Annotated in this window: 21 protein-coding genes; 1 reads left to right on the forward strand and 20 read right to left on the reverse strand. The window is 66.7% G+C overall.

From position 1 onward, the window contains the following. Positions 1-70: 70 nt before the first annotated feature. From ACFWPX_RS00060 to ACFWPX_RS00145, 18 genes are all read right to left on the reverse strand, one after another. Positions 71-709 (reverse strand): class I SAM-dependent methyltransferase, encoded by a 639-nt coding sequence (locus tag ACFWPX_RS00060; RefSeq protein ID WP_378924462.1) that lies wholly within the window; start codon positions 707-709, stop codon positions 71-73. Then, positions 709-2,331: an NADH-quinone oxidoreductase subunit NuoN gene (gene nuoN / locus ACFWPX_RS00065; RefSeq protein WP_378913703.1), complete on the reverse strand. Its 1,623-nt coding sequence runs from the start codon at positions 2,329-2,331 to the stop codon at positions 709-711. The genes ACFWPX_RS00060 and nuoN overlap by 1 nt, the downstream gene beginning before the upstream one ends. Next, the gene (locus ACFWPX_RS00070) at positions 2,328-3,950 is read right to left on the reverse strand and encodes an NADH-quinone oxidoreductase subunit M (RefSeq protein ID WP_378924464.1); all 1,623 of its coding nucleotides are present in this window, start codon (positions 3,948-3,950) and stop codon (positions 2,328-2,330) included. Before ACFWPX_RS00070 ends, nuoN begins: the two co-directional genes overlap by 4 nt. Beyond that, positions 3,947-5,833, reverse strand: coding sequence for an NADH-quinone oxidoreductase subunit L (gene nuoL / locus ACFWPX_RS00075; protein ID WP_378924466.1), 1,887 nt, complete (start codon positions 5,831-5,833; stop codon positions 3,947-3,949). The genes ACFWPX_RS00070 and nuoL overlap by 4 nt, the downstream gene beginning before the upstream one ends. 1 nt (position 5,834) lies before the next feature. Then, a complete protein-coding gene (nuoK, locus tag ACFWPX_RS00080) occupies positions 5,835-6,134 on the reverse strand; it encodes an NADH-quinone oxidoreductase subunit NuoK (RefSeq protein WP_056819797.1) in 300 nt (99 codons plus the stop codon). Then, entirely contained in the window at positions 6,131-6,967 is an 837-nt protein-coding gene (locus ACFWPX_RS00085) for an NADH-quinone oxidoreductase subunit J (RefSeq protein ID WP_378913700.1), read from the reverse strand. The genes nuoK and ACFWPX_RS00085 overlap by 4 nt, the downstream gene beginning before the upstream one ends. After that, positions 6,964-8,754: an NADH-quinone oxidoreductase subunit NuoH gene (gene nuoH, locus ACFWPX_RS00090; RefSeq protein WP_378924469.1), complete on the reverse strand. Its 1,791-nt coding sequence runs from the start codon at positions 8,752-8,754 to the stop codon at positions 6,964-6,966. The genes ACFWPX_RS00085 and nuoH overlap by 4 nt, the downstream gene beginning before the upstream one ends. Then, on the reverse strand, positions 8,747-11,206 hold the full coding sequence (locus tag ACFWPX_RS00095) for an NADH-quinone oxidoreductase subunit G (RefSeq protein WP_378924471.1): 2,460 nt from the start codon (positions 11,204-11,206) through the stop codon (positions 8,747-8,749). Before ACFWPX_RS00095 ends, nuoH begins: the two co-directional genes overlap by 8 nt. Further along, positions 11,203-12,525, reverse strand: coding sequence for an NADH-quinone oxidoreductase subunit NuoF (gene nuoF, locus ACFWPX_RS00100; protein ID WP_378924474.1), 1,323 nt, complete (start codon positions 12,523-12,525; stop codon positions 11,203-11,205). Before nuoF ends, ACFWPX_RS00095 begins: the two co-directional genes overlap by 4 nt. Next, positions 12,522-13,235, reverse strand: a complete 714-nt coding sequence (nuoE, locus tag ACFWPX_RS00105; RefSeq protein WP_378924476.1) for an NADH-quinone oxidoreductase subunit NuoE — start codon at positions 13,233-13,235, stop codon at positions 12,522-12,524. The genes nuoF and nuoE overlap by 4 nt, the downstream gene beginning before the upstream one ends. Then, positions 13,232-14,545: an NADH dehydrogenase (quinone) subunit D gene (gene nuoD / locus ACFWPX_RS00110; RefSeq protein WP_378924478.1), complete on the reverse strand. Its 1,314-nt coding sequence runs from the start codon at positions 14,543-14,545 to the stop codon at positions 13,232-13,234. Before nuoD ends, nuoE begins: the two co-directional genes overlap by 4 nt. Further along, positions 14,545-15,297 carry an NADH-quinone oxidoreductase subunit C gene (locus ACFWPX_RS00115; protein WP_378924479.1) on the reverse strand — a complete coding sequence of 251 codons (753 nt, stop codon included), beginning with the start codon at positions 15,295-15,297 and terminating at the stop codon, positions 14,545-14,547. Before ACFWPX_RS00115 ends, nuoD begins: the two co-directional genes overlap by 1 nt. Beyond that, positions 15,294-15,848: a NuoB/complex I 20 kDa subunit family protein gene (locus ACFWPX_RS00120; protein WP_378913693.1), complete on the reverse strand. Its 555-nt coding sequence runs from the start codon at positions 15,846-15,848 to the stop codon at positions 15,294-15,296. The genes ACFWPX_RS00115 and ACFWPX_RS00120 overlap by 4 nt, the downstream gene beginning before the upstream one ends. A gap of 10 nt (positions 15,849-15,858) precedes the next feature. Further along, positions 15,859-16,239 (reverse strand): NADH-quinone oxidoreductase subunit A, encoded by a 381-nt coding sequence (locus ACFWPX_RS00125; protein ID WP_056819816.1) that lies wholly within the window; start codon positions 16,237-16,239, stop codon positions 15,859-15,861. A 371-nt stretch (positions 16,240-16,610) separates the two neighbouring features. After that, positions 16,611-17,012 (reverse strand): hypothetical protein, encoded by a 402-nt coding sequence (locus ACFWPX_RS00130; protein ID WP_378913692.1) that lies wholly within the window; start codon positions 17,010-17,012, stop codon positions 16,611-16,613. A 99-nt stretch (positions 17,013-17,111) separates the two neighbouring features. Then, entirely contained in the window at positions 17,112-17,453 is a 342-nt protein-coding gene (locus tag ACFWPX_RS00135) for a hypothetical protein (protein WP_378924480.1), read from the reverse strand. Between the two features lie 88 nt (positions 17,454-17,541). Further along, the gene (gene trxA, locus ACFWPX_RS00140) at positions 17,542-17,889 is read right to left on the reverse strand and encodes a thioredoxin (RefSeq protein WP_378924481.1); all 348 of its coding nucleotides are present in this window, start codon (positions 17,887-17,889) and stop codon (positions 17,542-17,544) included. After that, complete coding sequence (locus ACFWPX_RS00145; RefSeq protein ID WP_378924482.1) at positions 17,889-18,335, reverse strand: MerR family transcriptional regulator; 447 nt, start codon at positions 18,333-18,335, stop codon at positions 17,889-17,891. Before ACFWPX_RS00145 ends, trxA begins: the two co-directional genes overlap by 1 nt. A 160-nt stretch (positions 18,336-18,495) precedes the next feature. Between ACFWPX_RS00145 and ACFWPX_RS00150 the strand changes: the two genes are divergently transcribed. After that, positions 18,496-19,575 (forward strand): class 1 fructose-bisphosphatase, encoded by a 1,080-nt coding sequence (locus tag ACFWPX_RS00150; protein WP_378924483.1) that lies wholly within the window; start codon positions 18,496-18,498, stop codon positions 19,573-19,575. A gap of 31 nt (positions 19,576-19,606) precedes the next feature. Here ACFWPX_RS00150 and ACFWPX_RS00155 read toward each other — a convergent pair whose 3' ends face one another. Both ACFWPX_RS00155 and dinB read right to left on the reverse strand, forming a co-directional pair. Next, complete coding sequence (locus tag ACFWPX_RS00155) at positions 19,607-19,960, reverse strand: PLD nuclease N-terminal domain-containing protein (RefSeq protein WP_378913687.1); 354 nt, start codon at positions 19,958-19,960, stop codon at positions 19,607-19,609. A gap of 68 nt (positions 19,961-20,028) precedes the next feature. Continuing rightward, positions 20,029-21,264: a DNA polymerase IV gene (dinB, locus tag ACFWPX_RS00160; protein ID WP_378913686.1), complete on the reverse strand. Its 1,236-nt coding sequence runs from the start codon at positions 21,262-21,264 to the stop codon at positions 20,029-20,031. Between the last annotated feature and the right edge of the window lie 31 nt (positions 21,265-21,295).

The following is a 21,295-nucleotide window of genomic DNA, read 5'->3' on the forward strand; positions in this document are numbered from 1 at the left end:
GTGGTGCGGAGGGGCGCTGGGGAACGGACGCTAGAAGCTCAACTTCTCTTCAGGTCAAGGCCCGGAGGATCTACCTGCGCACAATGGTCGCGAGCCAGGCGGGGGTGGAATCGTGGAAACGAGTTCGGAGATGTTCCGGGGCGATGGTCGTGATCTGCCATGCGGGATTGTCTGCGAAGGGGCTGGTTAGGGCCTTCTTGCTGACCGGATGGGTGCCCGTGTCGGCTCCGATGTCGCTGAAGCACAACACATACAGGGTGGCGCCGTCGTCGGCGACCGAGGCCAGGCTCGCAACGTATTCGATGCGTTCGACCTCGTCGAAGGTGTGGAAGAGGCCGCAATCGAGGATTGTTTCGAAGCGGCGGTACAGGCGTTGCAGGTGCAGGGCGTCGGCCATGGCGAAATCGACGTCGACGTCGCGGTCATCGGCTGCTTGCCGGGCGATGGCCAGCGCCGTTTCGGCCACATCGACGCCGAACACGGGCAGGCCACGGGCGGCGATGAACAGTGCGTTGTCGCCGGTGCCGCAACCTACGTCGAGGACAGGTCCGGAAAATCCGCCCACCTCCGCCAGACGGACGACAGCCGGTTGCGGGGCGCCGATGTCCCACGGTGCTGGGCCGTCGAGATAGGACGCGTTCCACGGTTGGCCGACATGGCGTTCGTGACTGGTCGGTGGGCGGGGGTCGGGCAGGGGAGTAGACGGCATCAGCGGATGAACAGGGCGGAGCGGTCGGCGAGATCGAGAACCGGCTGGGGGAAGATGCCGAGCAGGACCGTGGCGCCCGCGCTGAAGGCCACGACCAGGGTGGTGGCGAAAGGGGCGGTCACGGTGGGTGCGTCGGCCGGGGGGTCGGTGAAGAACATCAAGACGATGACGCGGACGTAGAAGAAGGCGGCGATAGCGCTGCAGAGGACGCCGATGATGACCAGTGCGGTGTAGCCGCCACCGGAAGCGGCCGCGAAGACGGCGAACTTGCTGACGAACCCACTGGTGAGTGGCAGACCGGCGAACGACAGCAGTAACAGCGCGAATGCCGAAGCGAGCCACGGGGATCGGCGTCCGAGGCCTGCCCACTGCGACAGCGCGGTCGCTTCGTCACCGGACGCGTCGCGGACCAGACTGACCACCGCGAACGCGCCGACGGTGCCGAGGCCGTAGGCCAGCAGGTAGAACAGCACGGCCGCGACACCGGCGGTGTCGGCGGCGACAATACCGACGAGCAGGAACCCGGCGTGGGCGATCGAGGAGTAGGCCAGCATGCGCTTCACATCGGTCTGGGTGATCGCCATGATGGCACCGACGACCATCGTCGCTACCGCGACCGCGGCGATGACCGGTCGCCAATCCGAGCTCAGCGCATTCACTCCCACCATCAGCACCCGCATGGTCGCACCGACAGCGGCGATCTTGGTGGCGGCGGCCATGAAGGCGGTGATCGGTGTCGGCGCGCCCTGGTACACGTCGGGCACCCAGGCCTGGAACGGGACGGCACCGATCTTGAACAGCAGACCGACAGCGAGCATCCCGATCCCGAGCAGGGCCAGTGTCGCGTTCTCGGACTGCTTGTCCAGTGCCGCGCCGATTCCCGGCAGTGACACCGTGCCGGTCTGCCCGTAGAGCATCGCGACGCCGTAGAGGAAGAACGCGGAGGAGAACGCACCGAGCAGGAAGTACTTCATCGCCGCTTCCTGCGAGAGCAACCGCCTGCGGCGAGCCAGCCCGCACAGCAGATACAGCGGCAGCGACAGCACTTCGAGCGCGACGAACATCGTCAGCAGATCGTTCGACGCGGGAAACAGCAGCAGACCACCGACCGCGATCATCGTCAGCGGGAACACCTCGGTGGTCGAGACACCGGAACGCACCGCCGCGAGTTCGTGCGCGCTGCCGGGCACCGCGGAAGCCTGCGGAGTGAACGCGTCGACCCCTCGATCCAACGCGGCCGCCGCCCGGTTCCACGTGCCCGGCCCGCTGCGAGCCCGCGGCACCGCGCCGCGCTCGGCGATCAAGAGCAGACCCAGCAGCGCGACCAGCAGGATCGTGCCCTGCAGGAACAACGTGACCCCGTCGATGGCCACCGCACCCACCACCGCCGTGCCCTCGGATCCCGCGAGCAGCACCACGGCCACCAACGCGCCGACAACACCGGCCAACCCGAGCACCAACTGCGTCAGATACCGGTAGGGCCGTGGCACGAACGCTTCGACGAGCACACCGACCACACCGACCGCGAACACGATCAGCATCGGGGCGAGCAGGTGGTATTCGATGCTCGGTGCGGGCGCGATGGCCGCGAGCTCGGTGATGGTCACGGAGTCCGTCCTCATTTGTGGCCGCCCGCGGGCGGGGTGGCCGCACCTGCTTCGGGAGCGCGGACCGTCGGAGCGGGATCGTGCTTACCGATCGTCGACAGGGTGTGTCCCACCGCGGGATCCACCAGATCCAGGATCGGTTTCGGGTAGAACCCGAGCACCAGCAAGGCGACCAGCAGCGGCACCACCACGGCCAGCTCGCGCGGCACCAGATCACGCAGGTGCTCGTTGCCCTGCTTCAGCGGGCCGGTCATCAACCGCTGATACAGCCACAGCACGTAGATCGCGGCCAGCACCAGAGCACCTGTCGCGATCACCGCCGCCACCTGATACTTCGGGAATGTGCCGACCAGGACCAGGAATTCGCTGATGAACGGCGCCAGACCCGGCAGTGAGAGAGTGGCCAGGCCGGCGATGAGGAACGTGCCCGCCAGTACCGGCGCGACCTTCTGCACGCCGCCGTACTCGGCGATCATCCTGGTTCCACGCCGGGAGACGAGGAACCCGGCGATGAGAAACAGTGCGGCCGTGGACAATCCGTGGTTGACCATGTACAGCGTCGCCCCGGATTGGGACTGGCTGGTCATGGCGAAGATGCCGAGGATGATGAATCCGAAGTGCGAGATCGAGGTGTAGGCGATCAGGCGCATCACATCGGTTTGGCCGATCGCGAGCAGCGCGCCGTAGACGATGCCGATCACGGCCAGGGTGATCACCAAGGGCGCGAAAGTGTCCGAGGCCAGCGGGAACAACAGCACGCAGTAGCGCAGCATGCCGAAGGTGCCGACCTTGTCGACGACCGCCATCATGAGCACCGCGCTGGACGGGGTGGCCGAGACCGCCGCGTCGGGCAGCCACGTATGCAGCGGCCACAGTGGCGCTTTCACGGCGAAGGCGAACAGGAAACCAAGGAAGAGCGCGTTGAGCACCGCGGTGCTGCCCCCGAGTTCGCCATTGTTGGCCGCGGCGACCACGACACGCAGATCGAAGGTGCCCGCGGATCCCTCACCGAGGCCTGCCGTGGCGGTCAGCACGTACAGCCCGATCACCGCGGCGAGCATGATCAGCCCACCGAACAGGTTGTAGAGCAGAAACTTCACCGCGGCGCGTGAACGTTGGGCGCGGATCGCGGCGTCGGTGGTGCGGGTGCCGAAACCGCCGATGAGGAAGTACATCGGGATCAGCATCGCCTCGAAGAACACGTAGAACAGCAGGATGTCGAGGGCGAGGAACGAGATCAGCACCATCGCCTCGACCAGCAGCATCAACGCCATGTAGATGTGGGTGGTCTTGCGGCCGTCGCCGGAGGCGGTGTCGTCGTTCCAGCCCGCCAGGATCAGCAGGGGCACCAGCACCGCCGTCAGCAGGACCAATGCGGTGGCGATGCCGTCCAGGCCCAGGGTGTAGCCGACACCGAATGCCGGGATCCATTCGTGGGATTCGACGAACTGGTACTGCTCACCACCGGGTTGGAACCGGACCGTCAGAACGACGGCGAGCGCGAGCACACCGATCGACACCGCGAACGCGATACCGCGCGCCACAGTGCGGCAGGCGGCGGGCACGACGAGCACCACACCCGCCCCGATCACGGGGGCGAGCCAGAGTGTCGTCAGCCAGGGAAACGAGTTCACCAGAACCTCACCGCCAGCAGGGCAGCGGCCACCAGGGCCGCGCCGGTGAACATGGACAGGGCATAGGAGCGCACGAAACCGGTCTGCACCTTGCGGATTCGCGCCGACAGCCCACCTATCGTGGCGGCGGTCCCGTTGACGATCCCGTCGACGCCCTTCGCGTCGAGGAACACCAGCGCCCTCGTGAGATGGCGACCGGGGCGCTCGAACACGGTTTCGTTGATCTTGTCGCCGTAGAGGTCGCTCCGCGCGGCTCCGGTCAGCATGCCGACCGGGTCCGGCGCGACCTCGGGAATGGGATCTTCGGCGTACTTGCGGTAGGCGATGGCCACGCCGATCGCGACAGCCGTCAGTGCCAGCCCGGTCACCACCGCCGCGGGGATCACCGGTTCCGCGTGATGAGAGCCGACGACGGGTTCGAGCCAGTTCACCAGCGACGAACCCCACACGAACAGTCCGCCCGCGAAGACAGATCCGAACGCGAGCAGGATCATCGGCCCGGTCATCACCGTGGGTGACTCGTGCGGATGGGTGTCGGGCTTCCAGCGGCGCTCGCCGAAGAACGTCATCAGCATGACCCTGGTCATGTAGAAGGCGGTGAGTGCGGCACCGAGGAGCGTGACCACGCCGAGCAGGATCCCGGTGTACCCGCCGTGATCGAAGGCCGCCTCGATGATCTTGTCCTTGGAGAAGAACCCGGAGAACGGTGGCACTCCGATGATGGCGAGATAGCCGAGGCCGAAGGTGACGAACGTGATCGGCATCAGCGTGCGCAGGCCGCCGTATCGGCGCATATCGGTTTCGTCGTTCATCGCGTGCATCACCGAACCGGCACCGAGGAACAGTCCGGCCTTGAAGAAGCCGTGGGTGAGCAGGTGCATGATCGCGAACGCGTAGCCGGCGGGGCCGAGGCCGACGGCCAGAATCATGTACCCGATCTGGCTCATCGTCGAGGCGGCGAGTGCCTTCTTGATGTCGTCCTTGGCGCAGCCGATGATGGCGCCGAACAGCAACGTCACCGCACCGACGGCGAGCACCGCGGTGCGAGCGTTCGGGGCGAGATCGTAGATCGGGTTGGAGCGGGCGATCAGGTACACGCCCGCGGTGACCATGGTGGCGGCGTGGATGAGTGCCGACACCGGGGTGGGGCCTTCCATCGCGTCACCGAGCCACGACTGCAGCGGCACCTGCGCGGATTTACCGCAGGCGGCCAGCAACAGCAGCAGTCCGATCGCGGTGAGGGTGCCTTCGCTCGCGCCGGGGCTCGCCGCGAACACGGTCCGGAAGTCGAAGGAACCGAACGTCGCGAACATGACCATCATGGCGATGGCCAGGCCCATGTCGCCGACCCGGTTCACCACGAACGCCTTCTTGGCTGCCGTTGCGGCCGAAGGCTTTTCGTACCAGAACCCGATCAGCAGATAGGACGCAAGGCCCACACCTTCCCAGCCCAGATACAGCACGAGGAAGTTGTCGGCGAGTACCAGCACCAGCATGGCGGCCAGGAACAGGTTGAGATAGCCGAAGAACCGGCGCTTGGCGGGGTCGTGGCTCATGTAGCCCAGCGAGTAGAGGTGGATCAGCGACCCGACACCGGTGATGAGCAGCGCGAAGCAGATCGAGAGCTGGTCCAGCTGCAAGCTGAATCCGACTTGGAGATCACCGACGGGCACCCAGTTGAACAGTTCCTTGTGCACGGCGCGGTCGGCATCGGGGCGGGCGAGCATGCCGAAGAACGCCACAAGGGCGACGACGAACGAGGCCACTGCGGCCGCGGTCCCCAGATAGGGGCCCCATCGGTCGGTGCGGTGGCCGAACAGGAGCAGGACGATCGCGCCTGCGAGCGGGAGGGCGGGCAGCAGCCACAGCATCGCGGTACCCATGTCAGAACTTCAGCAGGTTGGCGTCGTCGACCGAGGTCGACCGGCGGGCGCGGAAGATCGTCATGATGATTGCCAGGCCGACGACGACCTCGGCGGCGGCGACCACCATGGTGAAGAACGCGATCACCTGACCGTCGAGGTTGTCGTGCAACCGGGCGAAGGTGACGAACGCCAGATTCACCGCGTTGAGCATCAGCTCCACGCACATGAACACCACGATCGCGTTGCGGCGCAACAACACTCCCGCGGCGCCGATCGTGAACAGCAGCGCAGACAGGAACAGGTAGTTCTGGGGGTTCACCGCTTGCCTTCCTCGTCGGCCGTCGGGTTGTCGTCGCTGATCTCGTCCTCACGCAGCGTGCCGACCGAGGCCACGGCGGCTTCGGTGTGGGCGCGGGTGCGGCGATGACGCAGGATCGTGCTCACCGAGAGTTCGGCGAAGGAGCCGTCGGGGAGTTGGGCGGGGCTGTCGACAGCGTTGTGCCGTGCGTAGACACCCGGTGTCGGCAGCGGAGTCGCCCGTTCGCCCGCGGTGCGGAAGCGGTCGCGCGACATTTCGCGCTGCCCGCGTTTGGGGGTGAACTGCTCGCGGTGGGCCAGCACCATCGCACCGATAGTGGCCGTGATCAGGAGCGCGCCGGTGAGTTCGAATGCCCACACGTAGCGCAGGAAGATCAACTCGGCGAGTTCGGCGATCACGTCCCGGTCGCCGAAACCGCGGCCGGGGAAGCTGGTTCCGCTGTCGCGCAGAGCCGCGCCGATGCCGCCGATGAACAGCATCCCGAATCCGACCCCGACGATCGCCGCGGCAATGCGCTGACCGCGCAACGTCTCCCGCAGCGATTCCGCGGAGTCGACGCCGACGAGCATCAGCACGAACAGGAACAGCATCATCACCGCGCCCGTGTACACCACGATCTGCACGACGCCGAGGAACAGCGCGCCCTGCGCGATGTAGAACACGGCGAGCGCGATCATGGTGGCGGCCAGGCACATTGCCGAATGCACGGCCTTGGCCGCGGTCACCATGCCCAGTGCGCCGAGCACCGCGATCGGGGCGAGCACCCAGAACAACACGGCCTCACCGGTGGAGGTGTCGGCGATCTCGGCGGCCAGCACAGTTGCGGTGCTCATCGCAGTACCTCCTGCTCCGACGGTGCGGGACCGACCCGGCCCAGGTAGTAGTCGGCCGCGTCCGTGCCCGGTGCCATCGGGTGTGGCGCCGGAGTCATACCCGGCTGCATCGGGGCCAGCAGCTGGTCCTTCTCGTAGATGAGGTCGGCGCGGTTGTCGTCGGTCATTTCGTATTCGTTGGTCATCGTGAGTGCGCGCGTCGGGCAGGCCTCGATGCACAGGCCGCAGCCGATGCAGCGCAGGTAGTTGATCTGGTAGACCCGTCCATACCGCTCACCGGGGGAGAAGCGTTCGTCCTCGGTGTTGTCGGCACCTTCGACGAAGATCGCGTCGGCCGGGCACGCCCACGCGCACAGCTCGCAGCCGATGCACTTCTCGAGTCCGTCCTCGTAGCGGTTGAGCTGGTGGCGGCCGTGATACCGCGGCGCGGTCGGCACCTTCTCCTCGGGGTAGGACTCGGTGTTGGGCTTCTTGAACATCGTGGCCGCGGTGACCGCGAAACCGGCGAGCGGTTCGAACAAGCCGATCTGGGGCTCGTCGTTCGCGGGCCGTGGTGGCATCGGCGGGACCGGGAATCCGAGGAACACCGACGAGGTCGAGGGCTCCTGTGGCGGCAGCGGCGGTAGACCCTTGCTGCGGCCCGCGCGCAGGAACATCGCGATCATCGCGGCGGTGATCACCAGACCCACTCCGACCAGGATCAGGTTCTGTCCGGGGAGGCCCTCGAGATCGAGTACCCGTGCGGCGGCCACGACCATCACCCACACCAGCGAGGTGGGGATGAGCAGTTTCCAGCCGAGGTTCATGAACTGGTCGTAGCGCAGCCGGGGCAGGGTGCCGCGCAGCCAGACGAACACGAACAGGAACGTCCACACCTTGAGGGTGAACCACAGCAGCGGCCACCACCCGGAGTTGGCGCCCTCCCACAGGCTGATCGGGAACGGTGCGCGCCAGCCGCCGAGGAACAGCGTGGTCGCCAGCGCCGACACCGTTGCCATGTTCACGTATTCGGCGAGCATGAACATCGCGAACTTCAGCGACGAGTACTCGGTGTGGAACCCGCCGACGAGTTCACCTTCGGCTTCGGGCAGGTCGAAAGGCGCCCGGTTGGTTTCGCCGACCATGGACACGCAGTAGATGAGGAACGAGGGCAGCAGCAGGAAGACGTACCAGGTGCCCTCCTGCGCGCCGACGATCTCGGAGGTCGCCATGGTGCCAGACAGCAGGAACACCGTGGCGAAGGTCAGTGCCATCGCGATCTCGTAGGAGATCACCTGCGCCGTCGAGCGCAGGCCGCCGAGCAGCGGATACGTCGAACCCGACGACCAGCCGGCCAGCACGATGCCGTACACGCCGATGGAGGTGATGGCGAGGATGTAGAGCACTGCGACGGGCATATCGGTGAGCTGCAACGCGGTTCGCGTCCCGAAGATCGACACCTCCGGGCCCATCGGGATCACCGCGAACGCCATGAACGCCGGGATCACCGAGATGATCGGGGCGAGCACGAAGATCGGCTTGTCCACGATGGCCGGGATGATGTCTTCCTTGAGCGCCATCTTCACACCGTCGGCGACGGACTGGAGCATGCCGCCGGGCCCGATCCGGTTGGGACCGACCCGCATCTGCATCCACGCGACGACTTTGCGCTCGGCGTACACCGCGATCAACGGCACCAGCATCAGGTAGACGAACACGCCGAGCGCCTTGACCACCACCAGCCACAGCGGGTCGGTGCCGAAGACAGGTCCGGCGTCGGCCGCAAGGAGTAGCACTCGATCACTCATGACGGTGTTCCTTCATCCTGTCGTCGGCGCGGCGCAGGCGCACGACGGCGCCGGGTGTCACACCGAGTTCGGCGGCGACCGTCGAGCCGGGTGAGTGCAGCGGCAGCCACACCACCCGGTCGGGCAGGTCCGTGATCATCAGCGGCACCGAGATCTCGCCGCGATCGGTGGAGACGATGACGTGATCGGCATCGTCGGCTTCGATCTCGGCGGCGGTCGCGGCCGACAGGCGGGCGACCGGCGGGCGGGCGACGCCGGCGAGGTTGGGTTCACCGTCCTGCATGCGACCGGCGTCGAGCAGCATTCGCCACCCCGCGAGCACCGCCGTTCCGGGGCCGGGTACGGGGCGGGTCTGGCTGGTCAGTTCCGGTGCCGGGAGGGGGGTGCCGTTCCAGGGGCCGAGCGAGTCGAGTTCGGCGCGGGCGGCGGCAGTATCGGGCAGGTTGATCGGGACGCCCATCTGTGCGGCCAGCGATTGCAGTACCCGCAGGTCCGACAGCGGGGCGGCGACGCGGCGGGTGGTGTCGAGCGAGGCCGCGGTGAAGGGGCGCGGTCGGCCTTCCCAGGTGCGGAAGGTGCCCGACTTCTCCATCGCGGTCGCCACCGGGAAGACGACGTCGGCGCGTTCGGTGACGGCGCTGTGCCGCATTTCGAGGCTGACGACGAACCGGGCCGCGTCGATGGCGGCCAGTGCGGCCGCCGGGTCCGGCATATCGACCGGGTCGACACCACCGATGACCAGCGCACCCAGCTGGGCCGCGCTCGACAGGATCGCGGTGGCATCGCGCCCCAGCGTGACGGGGAGTTCTCCGGACTGCCACCGATGTCGAACCTGTTGGCGCGCAGCGGGATCCACCACGGGCCTGCCGCCGGGCAACAGGCCGGGCAGCGCGCCCGCTTCCAGCGCGCCACGTTCGCCGGCACGACGCGGCACCCAGGCCAGCGCGGCACCGGTGACATCGGCCAGCCGGGTCACCGCCGACAACGCGCCGGGGCTGCCCGCGAGACGTTCGCCCGCCATGACGACGGCGCCCGGCGTATTCAGCATCGCCATGAGTTCGGTGGCATCGGCGGAAGTTTCGGCCATGATCGAGGTGATGACATCGGCTTCGCCGCAGGGCGGGGTTTGGATGAGCGCGCCGGACATGCGTTCGAGGCCACGGGAGGCGAACGGCGCCAGCGACACCACCCGCTGCCCGCGTGTCCGTGCGGCCTTGCGCAGCCGCAGGTAGACGATGGGCGATTCTTCTTCCGGTTCGAACCCGACCAGCAGCACGACGGGGGCTCTGTCGAGTGCGGCGAAGTCGACCTGGACACCGCGTCCGGCGATGCGGGCGGCGAGGAATCGTTCCTCCTCTTCCGAGTGCACCCGGCTGCGGAAGTCGATGTCGTTGGTAGCGAGGACCATTCGCGCGAATTTGCTGTACGCGTAGGCCTCCTCCTCGGTGACTCGTCCGCCGACGAGTACTCCGGCATTGCCGATCGCGGCGCTCAGGCCCGCGGCGGCGGCGGTGAGGGCTTCGGGCCAGGAGGCGGGGGCGAGGACGCCGTCCCAGCCGCGCACCATCGGTGTGGTGAGGCGGTCGCGTTCGGTGGCGTAGGCGAAGGCCCAGCGGCCTTTGTCGCAGTTCCATTCCTCGTTGACCTGCGGATCGTCACCGGCCAAGCGGCGCAACACTTTTCCACGGCGATGGTCGGTACGTTGCGCGCACCCCGAGGCGCAGTGCTCACAGACACTCGGTGTGGAGACCAGGTCGAACGGGCGGGCCCGGAAACGGTAGGAAGTGCCGGTGAGCGCGCCCACGGGGCAGATCTGCACGGTGTTGCCGGAGAAATAGGAGTCGAGGGGCTCGGCCTGGGCGATGCCGACCTGTTGCAGCGCACCACGATCCATCAGCTCGATGAACGGGTCACCGGCGACCTGCTGGGAGAACCGGGTGCAGCGTGCGCACAACACGCACCGCTCCCGGTCCAGCAGCACCGCCGTGGACAGCGGGATCGGCTTCGGGTACGTCCGCTTCTCCCCGTCGAAGCGGGATTCGGCGCTGCCGGTGGACATCGCCTGGTTCTGCAGCGGACACTCACCGCCCTTGTCACACACCGGGCAATCCAGCGGATGGTTGATGAGGAGCAACTCCATCACCCCACGCTGGGCCTTCTCCGCGACCGGGGAGCTGATCTGGGTGCGCACGATCATGCCGTCGGTGACGGGGATCGTGCAGGAGGCGACCGGCTTTCGCTGCCCTTCCACCTCGACGAGGCACTGTCGGCACGCGCCGACCGGGTCGAGCAGGGGATGGTCGCAGAAGCGGGGGATCTGCACACCGATCAGCTCGGCGGCGCGGATCAGCAGGGTTCCGGCGGGCACCTCGATGGTGGTGTCGTCGATGGTGACACTCACCATGTCGGTGGGCACTACACCGCTGCTGTTGCCTGGCGCGATGGCTGTCATCGGTCCTCTTTCGCTGGTGCCCACACGGTCGAGGCGGCCGGATCGAACGGGCAGCCGCCGAGTCGCTGATGCGCGAGGTATTCGTCGCGGAAGTACTTCAGCGAGGAGAAGATCGGGCTGGCCGCGCCGTCACCGAGCGCGCAGAACGATTTGCCGTTGATGTTGTCGGCGATGTCGGCGAGCTTGTCCAGGTCGGCTTCGGTGCCATGGCCCGCTTCGAGCCGGCGCAGCAATTGCACGAGCCAGTAGGTGCCCTCACGGCACGGTGTGCATTTGCCGCACGATTCGTGGGCGTAGAACTCGGTCCAGCGCAGGACCGCGCGCACCACGCACGTGGTGTCGTCGAAGATCTGTAAGGCCTTGGTGCCCAACATGGATCCGGCGGCGGCGACACCTTCGTAGTCGAGGGCGACATCGAGGTGTTCGTCGGTGAACATCGGTGTCGAGGAACCGCCGGGGGTCCAGAACTTCAGGGTGTGCCCGGCCCGCACACCGCCCGCGTAGTCGAGCAGCTCGCGCAAGGTGATGCCGAGCGGGGCCTCGTACTGGCCGGGGCGGGCGACGTGTCCCGACAGGGAGTACAGCGTGAAACCGGGTGACTTCTCGCTGCCCATCGAACGGAACCATTCGGTGCCGTGGCGCAGGATCGAGGGCACGCTGGCAATGGATTCCACGTTGTTGACCACTGTCGGGCATGCGTACAGGCCCGCGACGGCGGGGAACGGTGGGCGCAGTCGGGGCTGTCCGCGCCTGCCTTCGAGAGAGTCGAGCAGGGCGGTTTCCTCACCGCAGATGTAGGCGCCCGCGCCGGCGTGCACGATCAGCTCCAGATCGAATCCCGAGCCGAGGATGTCGTGGCCGAGCAGTCCCGCCGAATAGGCCTCGGCGACAGCGGCTTGGAGTCGGCGCAGCACCGGCACCACTTCGCCGCGGACGTAGATGAACGCGGTCGCGGCCCGGATCGCATACGCGGCGATCACGATGCCTTCGATGAGGGTGTGCGGGGTGGCCAGCATCAACGGGATGTCTTTGCAGGTGCCGGGTTCGGATTCGTCGGCGTTGACGACGAGGTAGTGCGGTTTCGTCGTGCCGTCGGGGCCGGGGCCCTGCGGGATGAACGACCACTTCATGCCGGTGGGAAAGCCCGCGCCGCCGCGACCGCGCAGACCCGCGTCCTTGACGGTTTGGATCACCTCGTCGGGCGCCTTCCGCAAGGCGGCGCGGAGGCCGTCGTAGCCGCCGGCCGCGCGGTAGCTTTCGAGGGTCCAGGACCGCGGGGTGGCCCAGTGTTCACTGAGTACCGGGGTGAGCGTCGTCATCGCGATCCCCCTGCCGAGTCATCTTCTGCGGCGATTTCGAGCCCCGCCAAGGTGGGTGCGCCCGGTGCTCCTTCGAGCACGCCGGGGCGCTCGTCGGGGAATCCGGCGAGGATGCGGGCGGTTTCACGGAACGTGCACAGTGGTGCGCCGCGGGTGGGACGGACCTGGTGACCCGCTCGCAGGGCATCGGCGATGGCGAGCGCCGATTCTGGAGTCTGGTTGTCGAAGAATTCCCAGTTCACCATCATGACCGGCGCGTAATCGCAGGCGGCGTTGCATTCGATGTGTTCGAGGGTGATGGCGCCGTCGGGGGTTGTCTGGCCGTGTCCGATTTCCAGATGTTGTTGCAGTGCTTCGTAGATGGCGTCACCGCCGAGGATGGCGCAGAGCGTGTTCGTGCACACGCCGACGTGGTAGTCGCCGGTGGGGGTGCGCCGGTACATCGAATAGAAGGTGGCGACCGCGGTGACTTCGGCGCCGGTGAGGTTCAGGTGATCGGCGCAGAAGTCGATGCCGGTACCGGTCACGCAGCCTTCCTCGGCTTGCACCAGGTGCAGCAGCGGGAGCAGCGCGGAACGGGGGTGTGGGTAGCGGGTGATGATCTCCTTCGCGTCCAGTTCGAGGCGTTCGCGCACGTGCGGTGGATACGGTTCCGGGCGCGTGCTGAGCTTCAGGAGAATCGGTGTGCTGGAAGGCTGTTCGATGTTCATCTGTCCACTCCGCCCATGACGGGGTCGATGCTGGCGACCGAGGCGATGACGTCGGCGACCATGCCGCCCTCGCACATCGCGGCCACCGCTTGGAGGTTGGTGAACGAGGGGTCGCGGTAGTGCACCCGATACGGCTGGGTGCTGCCGTCGCTGACCATGTGCACACCCAGTTCCCCGCGCGGGGACTCCACCGCCGAATACACCTGTCCCGCAGGCACCCTGATGCCCTCGGTGACGAGCTTGAAGTGGTGGATCAGCGATTCCATGGAGGTGCCCATGATCTTGCCGATGTGCTTGTTCGAGTTGCCGAGACCGTCGGGGCCCAGTTCCAGGTCGGCGGGCCAGGCGATCTTCTTGTCGTCGATCATCACCGGTCCCGGCCGCAGCTTGTCCAAGCACTGTTCGACGATCTTGATCGACTCGGCCATCTCGGCGACCCGGATGATATAGCGGCCGTAGCAGTCACAGCCGGTAGTGGTCGGGATGTCGAATTCGTAGTTCTCGTAGCCGCAGTACGGGTCTGATTTGCGCAGATCGTGCGGCAGGCCGGTGGCGCGCAGGACGGGGCCGGTGATGCCGAGGGCCATGCAGCCGGTGAGATCGAGGTAGCCGATGTCCTGGGTGCGTTTCTTCCAGATCGGGTTGGCGCTGAGCAGGTGCTCCATATCGCGGAGGCGGCCGGGCAGGAGCTCGAGGAGTTCACGGACTTTGGTGACGCCATCGTCGGGGAGATCCTGGGCCAGGCCGCCGGGGCGGATGTAGGCGTGGTTCATCCGCAGGCCGGTGATGGTTTCGAAGACGTCGAGGATGAGTTCGCGTTCACGGAAACCGAACAGCATCGGGGTGAGCGCGCCCAGCTCCATGGCGCCGGTTGCGAGAGCCACCAGGTGCGAGGAGATCCGGTTGAGCTCCATCAGCAGCACCCGCACCACGGTGGCGCGTTCGGGGATCTGCTCGGTGATGTCGAGGAGTTTCTCCACGCCGAGGCAGTAGGCGGTCTCGTTGAAGAACGGGGACAGGTAGTCCATCCGGGTCACGAAGGTGACACCCTGGGTCCAGTTGCGGAATTCCAGGTTCTTCTCGATGCCGGTGTGCAGGTAGCCGATGCCGCAGCGGGCCTCGGTGACGGTCTCGCCTTCGATCTCGAGGATCAGGCGCAACACCCCGTGCGTGGAGGGGTGCTGTGGGCCCATGTTCACCACGATGCGTTCTTCGGCGCCGCCGTCGATCACTTCGCTGACCTGGTCCCAGTCCTGGCCTGCGACAGTCACAACCGGTGGTTCGTCGCGGCGGAAGTCGGTGTCGGTCATCAGCTGTAGCTCCTCCGCTCGTCGGGCGGCGGTATGCGCGCGCCCTTGTACTCCACCGGGATCCCGCCGAGCGGGTAGTCCTTGCGCTGCGGATGGCCGCGCCAGTCGTCGGGCATGGTGATGCGGGTCAGGGAGGGGTGCCCGTCGAAGAGGATGCCGAAGAAGTCGTAGGTTTCGCGTTCGTGCCAGTCGGTTGTCGGATACACCGAGAACAGCGACGGAATGTGCGGATCGGCATCGGGCGCGGACACTTCCAGCCGCACGCGGCGGCCGTGGGTGATCGACGTCAAGTGATAGACGGCGTGCAGTTCGCGGCCTTCGTCGTCGGGATAGTGCACGCCGTTGACGCCGAGGCACAGTTCGAATCGCAGGGAGCTGTCGTCGCGCAGCGCGCTCGCGACGGCGACGAGATGTTCGCGCTTCACGTGCAGGGTGAGTTCGTCGCGGAACACCACGATCTTCTCGATTACGGTGTCGAAGGCGATGACACGTCCGACGAGTGCGGCACGCAACGTACCGACGAACGAGTCGAACCAGCCGCCGTACGGGGGCGGGGTGCCCGCGGGCAGGGCGACCGGGGTGACCAGGCCGCCGTAGCCGGAGGTGTCGCCGGTGCCGCTGACGCCGAACATACCGCGCCGCGTGCCGATCACCTCGTCCTCGGGCGGTTTCGATTGCGGCTGTACGGGCGATTCCTCCGGAATCTCTTGTCCCGCAGGGCTGTCGGTGTTGTCGGGGGAGTCGAAGGTCATCGCAGCAGCCCCTCCATCCGGATGGTCGGCGTGCTGGCCAGCGCGGCCGTTTCGGCGGCGCGGATCGCTTCCTCGCGGTTGACGCCCATCGGCATCTCGGCGATCTTCGCGTGCAGCGCCAGGATCGCGTTGAGCAGCATCTCCGGGCGCGGCGGGCAGCCGGGCAGGTAGATGTCGACCGGGACGATGTGGTCGACGCCCTGCACGATGGCGTAGTTGTTGAACATGCCACCCGAGGACGCGCAGACCCCCATGGCCAGCACCCATTTCGGCTCGGTCATCTGGTCGTAGACCTGACGCAGCACCGGCGCCATCTTCTGGCTCACCCGGCCCGCCACGATCATCAGATCGGCCTGACGTGGGGAGGCGCGGAACGCTTCCATGCCGAAGCGGGCGATGTCGAATCGTCCGGCGCCGGTGGCCATCATCTCGATCGCGCAGCACGCCAACCCGAACGTCGCGGGCCAGACCGAGCCCTTACGCAGGTAGCCGGCGAAATCCTCGACCGTGCTCAGCAGGAACCCGCTGGGCAGTTTCTCTTCGAGACCCATTATTTCCCACTCATTCCCAGCTGAGGCCGCCGCGACGCCACTCGTAGGCGTAGGCGACAGACACATTGACGATGAACAGCGCCATCGCGGCGAGACCGAACAGCCCGAGCGTGTCGAAATGCACTGCCCACGGGTAGAGGAACACGATCTCGATGTCGAAGATGATGAACAGCATCGCCGTGAGGTAGTACTTCACCGGAAAGCGCTGTCCCGCTGCATTTCCCGGGCCACCGGCGATGGCGTGCGGGGTCGGCTCGATGCCGCATTCATAGGGTTCGAGCTTGGCCCGGTTGTAGCGTTTCGGGCCGATCAGCGACGCCATGATGACGGAGAACACCGCGAACGCCGCGGCGATGGCGCCGAGTACGAGTGCGGGCACCTCGATATTCACGACTGCACTTCCCCTCCTCGCTGGAGCAGGCCGAGCCGTGTGGCCCGGCCGCGGACGGCAGCTTTCGGCGAGACGGGGCCGACAACGTTGTCCGCCGAACGGGGGCTCGCGCAAGGCTGTGCAGCGATGGCGGAGCGTTATACAAGAGCCCGTGCTCGTGTGAGCTAGAGCACAGACTACCGCCGTTTCGGGGCTCCGCCGCACGTTTCCGGGGCGGGGTTTGATCGATATCGGTACCGCGATTCATGAGCGATACGGGGGTAATCGCCAACGGGCATGCGGCAGCGAACCACTGGCATTACCAGTGGTGATAGACAGAAAGGTACGAAGCGGACTATCCGACGGTTCGGGACGATGCCCGGACGCTCCCGTCAGCGGGCGAGCAGGACCCCGGCGACCGCGTTGGTGAGCTGCATGGGGTCGATCGGGTGCGAGACGGCGGCCTCGGCACGCGACCAGTTGGCCAGCCAGGCGTCATCGGGCCGACCGGTGAGCACGACCACCGGCGGGCACTGATCGATCTCGTCCTTGAGCTGCTTGGCGATACCGAGGCCACCGGTCGGGGCGGATTCACCGTCGAGGATGGCCAGATCGATCCCACCGGCATCCATCTGCTCGATGACCACCGGCGCGGTGGCGACCTCGAAGAAATCGAGCTCGGGTAGATCGGCACGCGGCCTACGGCCCAGCGCCAGGATCACCTGTTGACGGGTATCGGCATCGTTGCTGTAGACCAGCACACGCAGCGGGGTGGAACCTTTGGATTCGGCCACGCTCGGATCGTACGTCCGAGAATGGCGCCACCGTGGCGGGTTCGCCGGATCCGGCAGTTGGCCTGCGGCGCAAGAACCTCCGCCGCAGGCTTTCGGGAGCTACCAGTTGCCGTCTCCGACGGCGTTGTCGCCCAGCGGAATCGTCGGAAGGCCGTATCCGATGGGCGGATTCGGTTGTTCGTCGGCGAGCCAGCTGCCTGTCGGTTGCACGTCGGCGAGTTGGGACGAAGGTGGTAGGTCGTCGGAGTCGGTGGCGTAGTAGTCGAACCAGGGCAGGCCGTTGGCGGCGTATGCCTGGGCGGTGATCGGGGTGGGCGGTGCCGGTTCGCCGGTGATCTGTTGCCATTCGGCGGCGGAGGTGAGGTGGATGAACACTCGGCCGTCGGCACCGGCGCGGTAGTCCTCGATGGGGCGTTTGTCGGCGTAGATCTCTTGGCGCATTGTTCCGCCTGCGCCCATACCCATCACCCCAAGCGACCGCGCCCCTGGCGACGACCGTACCGACGGTGCTGACACCCGTCTACCGGGATCAGTGGCTCGCTGCGTCGTCCAGCTCGGCGAGGAGCTTCGCCTTGGAGCGGGCACCGACGAGAGTGCGCAGGAGTTGGCCGTCGCGGAAGAGCAGCAGCGTCGGGGCCGCCATCACTTGGTAATTGCGGGCGGTGAGCGGGTTCTCGTCGGCGTTGAGGGTGCGAACGGCGAGGGTGTCCGCACGTTCGCGGGCGACTTCGGCCAGCACGGGAGCGATCATTTTGCACGAAGGGCACCATGTGGCCCAGACGTCCACGAGGACGAGGCCGGGGTGGGTGAGGACGTCGCGGTCGAATGATTCATCGGTCACCGCAACGGTGCCGGCGATCGCGGAAATCTGGGTCATCATGATTCCTTCAGTTCGGTGGGGCGGTCGCGGCCCGACAGGGGCTGCCGCGCAAAGACCGCCTCCGGCCACGGGAGCGTTCGAGTGGTGCTGTGGCGATGCGCGGCGTCGCGGAGTCGATCGGCGAGGGCGTCTCTGCGGGCGGTGAGTGCTTCGATTTCCGCGTTCAATGCGTCGATGTTCCGCTGGTATTCGGCCAGTGAGGCGGGGCAGTCGTCCACGTGTTCGCTGCCTGTCGCCAGGCAGTCCAGGAACGGACGAGTCTCCTCCACCCGGATTCCCAGACGATTCAGGGATCGGATTTCCTGCACCAGCCGGACGGTGTGGTCGTCGTATTCGCGGAAGCCGTTGGGGTGACGTTCCGGCGCGACCAGCCCCAATGCCTCGTACCGTCTGATGGCCTTGGGGCTGAGCTGAGCCAGCCGCGCAAGCTCTCCGATCCTCATACAGCGAATGTAAACGCTGCCCCCAGGGGCATGGTCAAGCACGACGGCCGATCGAGGTGCAGCCCGTGTTGCCGGGCGGGTTCACATTGATTGCGAGCGTGTTGTGAGCCATTCTGGAAAGGGCAAGGGACACACCGGATTTCATAGGGGTTGTTGCCGGATGCCGAATGGACTGAAAACGCTTACTCGCTACACGATCGAGGAAGAACATCGGCATCCCGGTTCTTCGGGGGAGTTCTCCGCGCTGGTCAATGTGGTGGCCACGGCGGCGAAGATCATTGCCAATCAGGTGACGCGTGGGGCGATCATCGGATCGGGGGTCGACGACGAGTCGTCGGTGAGTGGGCGGCTCGATGTGCTGACCGATGAGATCATGGTGGGACAGACGCAGTGGTCCGGGCATTTGTCGGGATTGTTGTCCGAGCAGCACGCGACGGTGTTACCCGCTGCTCAGCGGCGGGGCAAGTATCTCCTGGCCTATGACGCGCTTGACGGGTCGAGCAACATCGACGTGAACCTGCCTGTCGGTTCGATCTTCAGCATTCTGCGGGCGCCCGACGAGGTTATCGCCGGCGACGCGGAACCCGCCGAATCCGACTTCCTGCAACCGGGTGTGGAGCAGGTGTGTGCGGGGTTCACGCTGTACGGGCCCGCGACCATGCTGGTGCTCACCACCGGCAGTGGGGTCGACGGGTTCACCCTCGATCGGGAGATCGGGGCGTTCGTGTTGACCCACCCGCAGATGCGTATCCCGCAGGACACTTCGGGATTCGCGATCAATGCCGCCAATGAGCGGTTCTGGGAGCGGCCGGTGCGCCGGTACGTGCTCGAATGTCTGGAGGGAGTGGAGGGGCCGCGCGGGCGCGATTTCAATATGCGGTGGGTGGCGTCGCTGGTGGCCGATACGTTCCACATCCTGACCAGGGGTGGGCTGTATCTGTACCCGCGAGATACCCGCAATCCCGCACTGCCGGGCCGGGTCTCGCTGTTATACGGGGCGAATCCGATCGCGTTCATCGTCGAGCAGGCGGGTGGGGCGGCGACCACCGGGCACGAACGCATGATGGAGGTCCCCCCGGCCCAGGTGCATCAGCGGGTGCCGTTCATCTTCGGGTCCCGCAACGAGGTGTTGCGTATCGAGCGCTATCACCGGGAACCGGACGCGGGCAAGCGGTTCGACAGTTCGCTGTTCGGGACGCGATCCCTGTTCCGGCCCGCCAAGCACGACCAGCGCACGTAGATGCGCGACCGGCCCAGCACCTTTCGGTTGATCAGGCCGGGTCCTGGTCGCGTTCTTCCTGTTGCCTGCGGGCCTCTCGACGCTGCTGTTCGGCGCGTTCGCGCAGGCCGCGGAGGAAGGCCTCATCATCGTCGGGATTCGAGGCGACCCGGCGGCCGGGACGATCGTATTCACCGAACCGGGTATTCGAGGCAGGTCGTGACTCGCCGACGGGCCTACCCGCGAACAACCACAGCAGCGCGCCGATCGTAGGGATCAGGACGACGACGATGATCCATCCCATTTTCGGTAGGTGCCGGATGCCCGCGTCGGGGCTGGTAATGATGTCGACCAGGCAATACACCCACAGGGCGAGAGTCAGAAAGCCGATGACGGCGTAAGGCATTCGGCGATTATTCCACGTCGGCTCGCACGGTGGATCCGCAGTGGTCGGCGCGGAGGAGCTCGGCGGGGTCAGTCGGGCAGTAGCGGGACCGAGATCCCTTCGCCGCTGCGCAGGAGGGCGGCTCGGGTGACGGCGGTGGAGCCGAAACGGCGGCGCAAGTCGTCGAGAGTGGCGTCGAGAGTGTTCTCGGCGCGTGCCTCCAGGGGCAGGGTGAGTTGCATGGTGTCGGCGTCGTCGAGGTTGGTCAGCGACAGGCCGATCAGGGTGATGCCGCGTTCGGTGATGAGTGGTTGGGCGGTGTGCAGGAGTAGGCGGGCGGCGTGGCGGATCGTGGCGGAGGTGTCGGTGGCTTCGACGAGGGTGTGGGAGCGGGTGGCTCGGGTGAAATCGTCGAAACGTAAGCGCAGCACCACTGTTCGGCACACGCGGTCGGCGGCGCGCAGGCGGCGGCCGAGCCGGTCGGTGAGGCCGTCGAGATAGGCGGCGATTTCCTCTGGCTCGCGTGGGCGTCGGCCGAGGGCGCGTTGGGCTCCGATCGAGCGCCGCCGTTTGCCGGTTTCCACATGGCGTGGGTCGCGAGCCCACGACAGCGCGAACAGGTGACGGGCCGCGGCGGGACCGAGGATCGCGCGCAGGTGGGGTTCGCCGAGTTCGGCGAGCTGGCCGATGCGGGTGATGCCGTTGGCGTGCAAGGTCGCCGAGGTGACTTTGCCGACGCCCCATAATCGCTCCACCGGCAGTGGGTGCAGGAAGTCGAGTTCCTTGCCGGGTTCGACGAGGCGTAAACCGTCGGGTTTGGCGACGGCGGAGGCGACCTTGGCGAGGAATTTGTTGCGGGCGATACCCACGGAGATGGGCAGGCCTACGCGCTCTGCCACCTGTGCGCGGAGCCGGTGGCCGATGTCGATCGGTTCGCCGCTGATCCGGCGTAACCCGCTGACGTCGAGGAACGCCTCATCGATCGAGATCCCCTCCACCACCGGGGTGGTGTCACCGAAGACCGCGAAAACCGCCTTGCTCGCCTCGGCATAGGCCGACATCCGCGGCGGCACGACGATCGCGTGCGGGCACAAGCGCAGCGCCTGACCCGCGTTCATCGGAGTGCGGATACCGAACGCCTTGGCCTCATAACTGGCCGCCAGCACCACCCCGCCGCCCACGATGACCGGTTTGCCACGCAGCCACGGCTGATCACGCTGTTCGACCGAGGCGTAGAACGAGTCGAGGTCGGCGTGCAGGATCGAGGCCTCGGCGCGGGACTGGATACGCGGGCGACGCGGGGCGGCGGAATCGGACACGAACATATGTTCGCATCGGGGTATGACGAGTTCGGCC

Origin of the sequence: Nocardia sp. NPDC058518, from assembly GCF_042719655.1 — a bacterium.
In the GTDB taxonomy this organism is placed as follows: Bacteria; Actinomycetota; Actinomycetes; order Mycobacteriales; family Mycobacteriaceae; genus Nocardia.